This is a genomic window from Formosa agariphila KMM 3901, assembly GCF_000723205.1.
Classification (GTDB): Bacteria; Bacteroidota; Bacteroidia; order Flavobacteriales; family Flavobacteriaceae; genus Formosa; species Formosa agariphila.
Window position 1 is genome coordinate 2389289 of sequence record NZ_HG315671.1, and the last position, 12999, is coordinate 2402287.

General features: G+C 34.3%; 7 protein-coding genes and 1 pseudogene. All 8 read left to right on the plus strand.

The window, feature by feature from the left end:
- Positions 1-64 precede the first annotated feature (64 nt).
- The 8 genes and pseudogenes from BN863_RS10285 to BN863_RS10315 all read left to right on the plus strand — a co-directional run bounded on the left by BN863_RS10285 (position 65) and on the right by BN863_RS10315 (position 12960).
- On the plus strand, positions 65-400 hold the full coding sequence (locus BN863_RS10285) for a hypothetical protein (protein ID WP_038530227.1): 336 nt from the start codon (positions 65-67) through the stop codon (positions 398-400).
- Between the two features lie 177 nt (positions 401-577).
- On the plus strand, positions 578-1507 hold the full coding sequence (locus tag BN863_RS10290; protein WP_038530229.1) for a metal ABC transporter substrate-binding protein: 930 nt from the start codon (positions 578-580) through the stop codon (positions 1505-1507).
- A 376-nt stretch (positions 1508-1883) separates the two neighbouring features.
- Positions 1884-2186, plus strand: coding sequence for a DUF3604 domain-containing protein (locus BN863_RS18395; RefSeq protein ID WP_038530231.1), 303 nt, complete (start codon positions 1884-1886; stop codon positions 2184-2186).
- A gap of 255 nt (positions 2187-2441) precedes the next feature.
- Positions 2442-4994, plus strand: a complete 2553-nt coding sequence (locus tag BN863_RS10300; RefSeq protein ID WP_148304603.1) for a TonB-dependent receptor domain-containing protein — start codon at positions 2442-2444, stop codon at positions 4992-4994.
- 28 nt (positions 4995-5022) lie between these two features.
- Entirely contained in the window at positions 5023-6405 is a 1383-nt protein-coding gene (locus tag BN863_RS18035) for a hypothetical protein (RefSeq protein WP_148304604.1), read from the plus strand.
- 23 nt (positions 6406-6428) lie between these two features.
- Entirely contained in the window at positions 6429-8720 is a 2292-nt protein-coding gene (locus tag BN863_RS10310) for an inorganic phosphate transporter (protein ID WP_038530237.1), read from the plus strand.
- Between the two features lie 368 nt (positions 8721-9088).
- Positions 9089-9352, plus strand: a pseudogene (locus tag BN863_RS19000) (DUF3604 domain-containing protein); the annotation flags it as partial.
- Positions 9353-9942: 590 nt separating this feature from the next.
- A complete protein-coding gene (locus BN863_RS10315) occupies positions 9943-12960 on the plus strand; it encodes a SusC/RagA family TonB-linked outer membrane protein (RefSeq protein ID WP_038530240.1) in 3018 nt (1005 codons plus the stop codon).
- The last annotated feature ends 39 nt before the right edge of the window (positions 12961-12999 follow it).

The following is a 12999-nucleotide window of genomic DNA, read 5'->3' on the forward strand; positions in this document are numbered from 1 at the left end:
CATAATACACTGTTTCATAAGATACTTATTGTCAAAACTACATTCAGATATAAAAACCACTTGAGTGATTTCTAGTTATGCACATGGTCATGATAATGTTACAGAAAACACAGCAGATAGTCTATTGCTGTCTAAAACTGAAACCAAAGCCATTGCAAATATAGCCGTGTTCACTTATAATGAAATCACGCCAGAAAATATCGATTCGTTTCACTTTCATGGAAATCCGGATGTCTTTCCTGTTCAGGCGCTTTTGGTTAATCCGAAGTCTAAAAAAGACGAACTTACTTTAAGAGGATGTTTTGAAAATCGAACAGACAACCTACAAGTTATAGTCCCAACTTTGGTGATGCGGAAATTACTAGACACCGTTATCTCTGTGAAGAATTTATTATTTTAGCCGCCATTAGCATTGGTTTCGCCACATTGGTAATTGTAACTCTTGTGTTTAGTTAGTCTATTAAATTACGACGTGGAGAAATTAATACCATAAAACACATTGGTAGTTCTAGTCGTCTTTTTAAATCAATTTGGACCTTACTTAATTGAAACTTTTATACTTTAATAATTTCTAATTATGAAAAAAATCTCATTACTCCTATTATCAGTCCTATTTATAGTCGGTTGTAAAAACGACACTAAAAACACTCCTGAAACAGAATCTGCAGTTTCAACTAAAACACCAATAGTTTATGTATCGACCTATCCGTTACATTACTTTGCCAAACGCATTGGTGGTGAACACATAGATTTACGTTTCCCAATGAAAACTTCGAAATCCATTACCAATTGGAAACCAAAAACAATCACCATTGCAAGTATGCAAGAATCGGATTTTGTTTTTATTAATGGAGCGGGTTTTGAAAAATGGCTCATGTCTACATCAATATCAGAATCTATAGTAATAAATACGACCAAAAATTTAGAAGACAGATTATTAGAAAGTGGTAGCCTATTCACACACAGTCACGGTGATGATGGTGCACACGTACATAACGAATTAGCAGCACTGACATGGTTAGACATGGATTTAGCCAATAAGCAAGCCGAAGTCATTGCAAATCATTTAATTTCGAAATTCCCAGAACATAAGGCGGTGTACGAATCAAATTTTAAAACATTATCAGAAGAATTAATAGAATTAGACACCAAGTTTAAAACACTAACGGCTACAAATCTAGAATTACAAGTTATATTTTCTCTTCCAGTTTATCAGTATTTCGAAAAAGCGTATAACTTAAAAGGTAGAAGTTTACACTGGGAACCTAACTACGAATTAAATCATGATAGAGCACAAGATATTGAGTATTTAAAAAAGGCAGAAAACTTTAAATACATGATTTGGGAAGCAGCTCCTTTATCTGAAACCAAATCACGTTTAGAAGCTATGGGCATAGAAAGCATTGTAGTAAACCCTATATATACAGCACCAGAAAACAGCAATTATTTTAAAGAAATGGAAGCTAATTACAACCAATTATCTAAAATTTATAAGGTAACGGAATAATAATTTTTATTATAGTATAGGAGATATAAAAAACGGAAATAAAAATCAATCTTTGCTAGAATTTAAATTTCTAAATTCTAGCAAAGATTCTACCCCTAAATATTAGGATGTTTAGTTGAAAAAAATTTTGAATGGGTAACAGTATTGAATTTACCTTTTCGTAAACGTTTTAAAAAATGCAATAGCAACACATGTATCCTTAACGCCTTAGAAGCTTGCTTTTTAATTTTTTATGCATTACACCTGCGTATTTACAACTCAATGATATAAAACAGATTACAAGTTGTATTGAAAAAAAATCAGTACTTTACTAGGGTAAAAACCATCGATATATGAAATCTCTTATATTTTCCCTTGCTGTACTTACGGTTTTCTCTTGTACAGAAAACAAAAAAAGTCGGAAGACATTTTTACTTCTGAAATAACCGACACCATTTCCAATAACGAGAATATTCTGTTTTTTGAAAATAAAGAAGCCTTTTTTGGTGAGATTCATGTACATACATCCTACTCTTTAGACGCCTATCTGGGAGGTACTCGCTTAAAGCCTACAGATGCTTATAAATTTGCAAAAGGAGAAACTGTAGAAGTGAATGGTAAAGAGATAACCACTAGTAAATCTTTAAATTGGTATACAGTTTTGGATAAGTTCTGTGCTAATTGTATTATGATTTCGTAGATCAGATCTAGCGCTGTCATTAAATCGGTTGGTAAAGGCTTATAATTATGTACAAATTACTAAAAGTAAAAGGGCCGTGATTATGTAATTGTTAATAGTTATGTTATAAAATACCTTAAGAAGAGAAAAACATGCGATTTAATAGATTCGATATTAAGTTTTAGTAACAATTTGATAAACAACTATGTTAACATAATTTTATAATTTTAATAGTCCATTGAATTCTCTTCTGGATAATTATAAACATGTAGTTGTATGAATCGGTATAAGTGTGTTATTGTTCTAATTGTACTTTTAAATTTTTTGAATGTTAATGGACAAAACATTGAACAAAAAAGCAAGACGTTATATCAGAACGACAGTTTGTTTAGATTACACCAGCGGTATACGGATTACGAGGAAATTCCCATCGGACTTTACCTAGATAAAAAAGCGGTTCAGAAACAAGGTGGAACGGGTATCGGTGTGCTTAGTCGAATTTCTGGAGTTACATTCGATAAAGGTTCTTTATTGTCTATTCGTGGTTTGAGTCCGAGATATTCTACAGTTACCATCGATGGGCTTACGGCTCCGATTACCGAACAAACGATTAAGGCATTTGCTATAGGGTTATTACCCGCGACTGCGGTACAAGAATTATCTGTTTTTAAATCTGGAAGCTATAATAATCAGGCAGAATGGGCTGGTGCGCTGGTTGCCATTTCAACAAAAGCAGAGGTCGATAACGATTATAATAACATCGCTTTGAATATTGGGTATCAGCATAACTTCACGTTTAATACCTTTTTAAAAGATGCCGATTATGGTTCTAAATTTGGCGACATATTTGGATATGGCGCAGATCGTAGGAAAATAACAAACGACATTGTATCGCGAGATGAGTTTGCCAATCTAAGTAGAAACGAAGCCGCAGAGCAAGGTAAACTGTTGCGTAACGCTTGGGAATTAGAAAAAACAAATGCAATTCCTAGTTTTAAAATGGCTTATAGTATGGGGCGCGTTTTACGTGATAATGCTACATCAAAATTATCTACGATTAATTCTATATTATATTCCAGGCAACAAGGCGGATCTCATATTAATAGAGCCTCGTATACGGGTTACGAAACCGATGAAACAGGTACAGTCGTAGCGAGTGCTTTAGAAAATTATATGACTGATGGTGTGTATAAAACAAGTGCAAATGTGTCTTTAAATTCGGGTTGGTTTTATAAGTATAATGATAAAAATGAATATAATTTCGATTTCACCTATTCGCACCAAGGTACAAATTCTACATTATCGCGATATCGCGTAGCACTAAATACAGGAAACGAAGCCTATGCAGCACAATATGGGTTACTTACAAAAAGTGTACTTTTATCGCGATTAACCGGGGCGCATAATATTTCTGAAAAAACGGATATCGATTGGTCTTTTGGGGTGTCACTCACAGGGCGTGAAGAACCGGATTTAAGACGTTCTGCAGCCCAACGTGGTTACGATAATCCAGACGAACCGTTTCTACTTATTATTCCAGAAAGTTCTAAAGCAGATCAAGGTGCTAGATTCTATAGCGATTTATTAGATAATGCTTATGGCGGTCGAATAGATTTAAATCATGATGTTATAGATGCTGTTTTTCAATTAAAAGCCGGTGCTATTATCGAAAGTACCGAACGCGATTTTGAAGCACGAATTATAACATCTGCCAAAGACGATTTTACTTCGCCCAATTTACGATTTGTAAATGCCAGCGAATTAGGAACGGTTTATGCTCCTGAAAATTACGGGCCTAATGGCTATTATCTTGTAGATGGAACTACAGATTACGATGTCTATAATGCATCCAATTTTACCTTTGGTGCTTACACCGGATTAGAAAATACATTTTTAAATGGGCGTTTAAAAAGTGCTGTTGGTTTACGCTTCGAGAGTTTTAATCAACAATTAGCATCAGGAGATGTCGATGTAGATACAGACTCCAATAATGTTCTACCTTACCTTAATCTTAACTATAGGTTAGGTGCACGAACTATTTTAAAAGCTGCTTATACCAAATCATTAAATCGACCGGCGTTTAGAGAACTGTCTCCATTTTCTTTTTACGATTTTGATTACAGATCGGATATTTCAGGAAATCCCGACCTGAGAATTGCAACTATAGATAACATCGATATTAGCTTAGAACATGACTTCGATCGGGATGGGTATTTTGCTATAAATGCCTTCTATAAAAAAATAACGGATCCTATTGAAATGGTTTATATTATTCGATCAGATTCTCCTTTGTTTAGTTTCGATAACGCAGCTGGAGCACATGTAACTGGATTCGAATTAGAATTCGCTAAACATTTAAGCAATAACGAGTTTTCAATTTTCAATCAGATTAACTTCAGAGCCAATGTAACCTATACCTATAGTTTAATAGATCTTGGTTCTGAAACTAACGAAGTCGCGGCAGAACGCCCATTACAAGGGCAAATTCCATTGGTAATTTCATCTGGACTTGTCTATACTAATCCTAAAAATACCATTCAATTTAATTTAGATTATTTATATCAAGGGAAGTCATTGTTTTCTGTCGGGAACGGTGTAGAAACCTTTCCGTGGTACATAAAACCTCAGAATTTTTTAAATGCAGGTTTTAGTGTTGCGCTCAATAAAGCAGTTAAACTAAATCTATATGCTTCAAATATTATAAACACACCTTACGAACAGGTGGAAGATGCTAATTTAGATGGAAAGCTGAATAGTGCTGTCGATAAGCAGGTGTTATACGGACTGTCTTATCAGAGTTACAGTATTTCAATGAGTTATAATTTTTAATTAGCAAAGTAGAATAATTGTATATAATATGACTTTTAAATCATTAGAACATCTATCCATGCTTTGTATGCTTATTTTAGTGTTAGGCCAAAGTTGTGAAGAAATAGAAATATTAGATCCGCCAGATAATACTGGAAATGTAGTACAAACGAGTACAGGCGATTCGGATGCTCTCGGAATCTATTTTGGATTGAATGAAACAGCAACACTTTTTGTAGATCCTGCTTCTTCTGAAACCTATTTGGTCGATGACGATGTGTCTAAATATTTTTCGAATACATCATTTGCAAGACCTAGTAATGTGTCGGTACCAAACAATTTAGATTTAGATCAGTTTCCGTTACTAATAAACGAAGATTTTTTAGATGTTGTTAAAACGGATCCCGTTTTTGAAACCACGTCTTATGTTGGTGCTTTTGGTTCTACAATGTCCGAAAAGTGGTATTCAGATTCGAATTGGTTTAATCTTGATCCGCAAGATGTCGTCTACAATTTTGATAAAAATACGGCCGTTAAAGTGGAAGGATATATCGAGCAGAACACCACATGGACTAAAGATAAACAGTATTTAATTTTAGGTCAGGTGTTTGTGAAAGACGGCGTAACATTAACCATCGAGCCTGGAACTGTGGTCTTTGGAAACAAAGGAACTGGTGTCGAAGCTGGGGTATTAATTTTTAATCGCGGATCTAAAATTAATGCCAACGGTACACCCGAAGAGCCTATAGTTTTTACGGGAACTGCCGATGCAGGTGAGCGGACCCGAGGACAATGGGGTGGCGTTGTATTTCTAGGTCGTGCGCCGAATAACAAAGGCGATGATATTTTAATTGAAGGAATTCAGGGTGACGAAGCAGACGATGGACTTTTTGGAGGAAACGATGAAACGGATAGCTCAGGAACTTTTAGTTTTTGGCGTGTGGAATATGCAGGAATTGCTATTACTCCAGGAAATGAAGTAAATAGTATTACCTATGGTAGTGTGGGGTCTGGAACAACAGCTCATCATATACTTATAACAGCTGCAGGAGACGATGCTATGGAATGGTTTGGAGGAAAAATAAATATGTCTTATATCGCAACTTATAATACCTTGGATGATGATTTAGATATGGATTCAGGGTTTTCAGGAACCTTACAATATGTGTATATTGTACGTAATCCGTACGCTGCAGACGAGTCAGGAGCGAATGCGTTCGAGATCAGTAGTTCAGATGCTGTGAATACAGAACCTATAACGCGAGCTCAAATTGCCAATGCAACTGTTGTTGGACCATTGTATCAGTTAGACGGTACAGATTTAGTTTACGATCGTTTAATAAATGCGGGCTTGTCGTCTAATAACGATGCTCGAGCTTATATTTATAATTCAATTATACTTGGGTTTCCTGTAGGTGCTCAAAATCCATAATCCTTTTAATATCATCATATAAAATGGAAAATCTGTATTTGTTTATTGTAATTATTCTTTTCATTCTAGCCATCACAGACCTTATAATAGGCGTGAGTAACGATGCGGTTAACTTCTTAACGTCTGCATTAGGTTCTAAAGCAGGTTCTTTTAAACTGGTCATGATTATTGCAACCATGGGAATTATGTTCGGGTCTATATTCTCGGGAGGAATGATGGAGATTGCAAGAAGTGGCGTGTTTAATCCGGCCTTTTTTAGCATGGAGGAAATTATGTACCTCTTTGCAGCAGTTATGATTACAGATATTATTCTTCTAGATTTTTTTAATACTGTAGCAATGCCCACATCGACTACGGTGTCTATCGTTTTTAATTTATTAGGATCGGCCATCGGGATTTCATTCTTCTCGGTATTACATAGTGATGGTTCACTAGCCTCATGGGGAGAACATATCAATGCAGCAGGAGCATTAACAATTATTGTAGGTATATTTCTTTCGGTAGCCATAGCCTTTGTTGTGGGGTGGGCTGTGCAATACATTACCAGATTAATCGTGTCTTTTAATTACGGAAAGACCATGAAAAGTTTCGGAGCTCTATTCGGTTCATTATCCGTAGCTTTAATTGCGAATTTTATAGTGATCAAGGGATTGACAGGAATTCCTGGTGTGAGCCAAGAAGTTGTTGCTACCATTCAAAACAGTTCAACACTGATTAGTCTGCTGGCATTTGGGGCCTCATTTATCATTTTTCAAATTGTATTACGCGCAAATACATCGTTCAATATCTATAAATTCGTAGTGCTTTTAGGAACGTTTGCTTTGGCTATGGCTTTTGCAAGTAACGACTTAGTGAATTTTATAGGGGTGCCAATTGCAGGTTACGATGCGTATTTAAATTGGTTAGATTCAGGAATCCCTGCTAGTGAGTATCAAATGACAGCTTTAACCGAGCCCGTAAAATCGAACCCGTTATTTTTAATGGGTGCGGGAATTATTATGTCGCTAACACTTTGGTTTTCTAAAAAGGCGCGATCTGTGGTGAAAACAGCTGTAGATTTAGGCCGACAAGAAGAGGGACAAGAACGATTTGAAGGCAATGAATTAGCACGAGGCATAGTTTCGGGAATTTCAAGAATATCTAATAGTGTAGCCAAAGTGATTCCCGATACAACTTGGCATAAAATAAATAAACGATTCGTAGACGATACACCAAAAATAGAATACGAGCTTCCTAGCGATCGTCCAGCTTTCGATATGGTAAGAGCGGCAATAAACCTAATTGTTGCAGCGGGTTTAATTCTAGTAGCCACATCCTTTAAACTACCGCTTTCTACAACATTTGTATCGTTTATGGTATTAATGGGGACGTCGCTTGCAGATAAGGCGTGGTCGCAAGGTAGTTCTGTTTATCGAGTGTCTGGCGTATTAACGGTTGTTGGAGGTTGGTTCTTAACGGCTATTATGGCATTGGCGGCTTCTATTATATGTGCATCAATTCTAATTAACTTTAAATTATATGCGCTTATTCCATTGCTAATAATAACGGTTGTGTTATTATTTAAGAGCTTAATCTTTTATCGAAATAATAGGTTTAAAGCTGAAGTAAATCTTGAAATGGATGATGTTTGGTTTAAGTCAGATTTCTTTAAAATAGAACACGAAATACGAAAAAAACTAACTTTTATGATGAAGCGCTTAGACAAGTCTTATCATGAAACTATCGATGCACTGTTAAAGTCGGATTTAGAACAGCTTAAACGCATGAATATTCTGGTAGATGATATTAAATCTACTAATGAGAATTATAAGTTTAAACTGACGCAACAAATAAAAACTGTTCCTAAAGAATATCGAGAAGGAGGAAAAGCTATGCTTTATATTCATGATATTCAGCAAGAATTATTAGAGAGTTTTGTAAATATTGTTGCTAGCTCTAAAAAGCATGTTCAGAATTTACATCCAAAATTAGAAGACGAACAGATAGAGTTGCTTGAAAACAGTAAAACTAAAATAAGATTGTATCTAAACGAACTTATTAAATGTTTAGAAAAAGATCATATTTCCGAAGCAGATTATAAAACGTTTAAGCACATTCGAAATGGAATTGTTAAAGATATCGATCAGGCAATTTCCAATCAGATTTCTTGGGCTACAGATAAAAAGTTAAGCGGAAAGAATAGCGAATTAATTCTGACTATATTATTCGAAAACAAGGACATTATGCAAGGGCTTTCTAAAATTGTAAAACTGTTTTACAATTTAAAATCGGGAGATTATAAAAATTTGATAGGGAAAGTATTGTCTGAGAATTAGGTGTAATTAGTTGCTTGCTTAGCTTGTTGTGTTAATGTGGTGTAAAACTTGTATTCATATATATTTGAAACAATTGGTTTTCTCAAAATAGAAGGTTGTGTTCTATATATTAGCAATTCAAATTAAATAAACAACTGCTTTTATGAAAAAACACAACTTGCTATCATTTTAATATGTTTTTGCACAAAAAAAGTAAAATAAATTCTGGAAGTCTAAAAAATTGAAAGACATTAAAGAATATAGTGTCGGCTTTGATTATGTCGACTTAAGTATTCCTAAATTTGATTCAGAGGACGATTTCCTAGAAGAAAAAAAGCAAAACGAGAAGAAAAACATACGATGTACAATGGTCAGAAGATCGTAAAAAAGATGCTAAAAGAAAACTTCCTGAGATAGGAAATACAGTAGATTTAAAAACTGCCAAATACATCAATGATATTGGGGAACCTAAATTTATAGGTGTTTTTGAAAACCTAGATTTCGATGCCTCACAAAGTGCGTTTTACTACGCTCGTGTCATTAAAATTCCTACACGACGCTGGACACTTTACGATGCGGCAAAATTCAATCTAAAAATGGATAAAGACATGACTATGGTAATTCAGGAACGTGCTGTTTCATCACCAATTTAGTAAACTCCAAAATAATAAGCTTAAAAAATAAGCCTGCTTTATAAAATAGGAAATGTACTTACCCAAACTCTATAGTTAATTAAAATAAAAAATAAGATACTATTTAAAGTAGTCATTCAAGCAGAAGTTATAGCCTTTATAAAACGTTGTTCTCACTAAAAGTTTTTTCAAGTAACAATAATATAGTAATAGAAGTGCAAATCAATCTGTAAAAACACCATTCTAGTAAATTACAAATTCATTATCAATCAAGCTTATTTAATTAATAAACTTCATTTTTTTACATAAAAATTTAATTATTTAATAACTCTAGATTATAAAAATTAATGGTGTTTTTATAAATTCTATGGTATCTAGGGGTGTTTCATCTAAACAACTTACTGACAGCACTTATGCAAATAAAATTCACAAACGTCTAAAAATCAACTAATTAAACACCATCTCAACTAGACATTTTATAATTGTTCAGTTAATATCTAGTTGTAATAAGTTAACTAGATGTTAAATCAGAATTAATAATTGCTAATTTCGATCTTACCAATTGATAATTATCAAGATTTTAACAACAAACACTAACTAAAACAAACTTTATGAAACACACGAAAAATCGATTTGAGTGTAAAAAACTTATCTTTAGTTTTCTACTCTTAATCTTTATTCCTTTATCTGGATTTGCACAAAGCATAATTACAGGTAAAGTTTTAGACGACACTGGAATGGGAAACCCTGGTGCAACCATTTTAATAAAAGGAACCTCTCAAGGAACAACTACAGACTTTGATGGGAATTATAGTATAGAAGCCTCTCCGGAAGATGTTTTAATTTTTTCTTTCATAGGTTTTAAAACACAAGAAATACAAGTAGGTAACCAAACCACTATCGATATACGCATGGCTGTCGATGCTGAAAGTTTAAACGAAGTTATAGTCGTTGGATACGGGACGGTAAAGAAAAGCGATGTCGTGGGCTCTGTATCTCAGGTCACCGCTAAATCTTTCGAGGACCAACCCGTAACTAGAACAGAAGATGCATTACAAGGAAGGGCATCTGGTGTTAAGGTAACAAGAAATTCAGGTCAGCCTGGAGGAGAAATTAAAGTCCGTATTAGAGGTGTAAATTCAATCACTGGTAATAACAGTCCTTTAGTAGTTGTGGATGGAGTAATTGGTGGTGATTTGAGCTCCATCAATCCAAACGACATTGCTTCTATGGATGTATTAAAAGATGCCTCAGCAACTGCCATTTACGGTTCAAGAGGGTCTAATGGTGTAATACTTGTTACAACTAAAAAAGGTCATGGAAAAGGTAAAATTAGCGTAGACTATTTCGTGTCTTTTGACGATGTACGCGAATATATCCCTACATTAGGTGCAGCAGATTTTGCTAGAATAGAAAATTCAAGTAGAGCGAGAGTGAATTCTCCTGCTATTTATACAGATGAAGAAATTGCTTTTTTTGAAAGAAACGGAGGTACTAATTACCAGAAAGAATTATTAGGACAACAAGGGCTAACACAAAACCTTCAATTATCTGCCAGTGGGGGGTCTGAAAATGGGAATATAAATTATTTCATTTCAGGTAACTACGTACAACAAGAAGGAATGGTTATAGAAACGGGTTATGAAAAATATTCTATTCGTTCAAATATAAATGCTAAAGTTAGTGATAAGCTAAAATTAGGTTTAAATCTATCTGCAAATAGAGCAAAAACAAAGAATAATTTAGATCAATTCAACTTATTTGAAGGACGCAAAATTTTTCAAGCTTTAACATGGGATCCTACAACACCTATTTATAACGAAAATGGTGATTATAATTTATATTCTTTAAAAAGTGTAGGTAGTGGTACCTATAACCCTATAGCAGATATGTTAGAATCTGACATACAAAATGTAAGAGATAGGGTTGATATTAACTTTAATGCAGATTATAGTTTTACTGATAACCTTACATATTCATTAATTGTAGGAGCAAGTTCAATTAACAGCTCTCAACAAAATTATATTGTTAGTCAGACATTACCAGACGCAAATTACAGTGGAGCCAGAACTACTGGTTATCAAGTAAGTAATATTTTAACTTGGAATAAAACATATGGTAAGCACAATATTTCAGCAACAGGATTATACGAATTTTCTCAAAGTGAATATAGCCAAAATGGATGGGCATCAAATGACTATATCATTTCTGGAAATTTTTATTTAGCAGAACTAGCACAGTCGTTTACCGCTTCAAACATTTATAATAAATCAGATATACAGTCTCTTATGGCAAGAGGTTCATATGTATTTAACGAAAGCTTATTTGCAACAGCTACTATTAGAATGGATCAATCTTCTAGATTTAGAGACGACAACAATACAGGATACTTTCCCTCATTGGCATTAAAATACAGCTTTAAAAAAATGAACTTTTTAGAGAACGGAACCGTATTAACTGATTTTGCTATTCGAGCAGGATGGGGACAAGTAGGGAATCAAAATATAGCACCATACTCTACATATCCAAGCTCGCAAATTGGAGGTCTAGATGCATCATATCCTTTTTCAGGAGGCACCCCCTCCCCTGGAGCTATACCATTAGGATATGGAAACCCTGATTTAACATGGGAGACAACTACTCAAACCAACGTAGGATTAGATCTTTCTTTTTGGAATGGAAGAGCTAACTTAACGGTTGATGGGTATCAAAAAAACACAACCGATTTATTATTAGATGTTCCTGTTCCAGGTACAAACGGTGGAGGAGTAATTACTCAAAATATTGGTGAAGTTGAAAATTATGGTATAGATGTCTCTTTAGGAGGAAATATTATAAGAAGTGAAAACTTTAATTGGGATTCAAACTTTAACTTCTCTTATGTTAAAAACAAAGTTATCGATCTTGGAGGAGTAAATTCTATACAAGGTTCTTTTGAAGCAACAGATGGTACGCAGTCTTATTGGAATGTCATAGAGAAAGGGCAACCTTTAGGACAGTTTCTAGGTGCTACTTTTCTAGGAACTTGGAAAACTGCTGAAGCTACCGAAGCAGCTGTTTTTGGTAGAGCACCTGGAGATCCTAAATACTTGAGAGATGATTCTGGTGATATTGTTTATCAAGCTATTGGTAATGGAACACCAACTACATTTTGGGGTTTCAATAATACACTAACATACAAAAATTGGGATTTAAACCTATTAATACAAGGAGTAAGTGGTTTTGACGTTTACAACACCATGAGAGGAACAATTACAGGTCCACAAAGAAGTTTTATGTCACCTGATCAATTAAACCAATGGACTCCTGAAAACGAAACTGACATACCTGCTGGAGGACAAAGTATTATTGGGTCAACTAGATTTATTGAAGATGGTAGTTTTGTACGTTTACAAAATTTAGCTTTAGGTTATACGCTTCGTGACATAGGTTCTATAGAATCTTTAAGATTATATGTAAGTGGTCAAAATTTATTTTTAATTACAGATTATTCAGGGTATGATCCTGAACTTACATCTGTTGCACCTGATGTAGAAAAAAGAGGTAATGGAGATGTTGCAGCTGGAATTGATGCAGGAGCGTATCCTAATCCAAGAACTATTACTTTAGGTTTTAAATTAAACTTTTAATTAAGCAAAATATGTATACAATAAATAAAAAGATAAAAA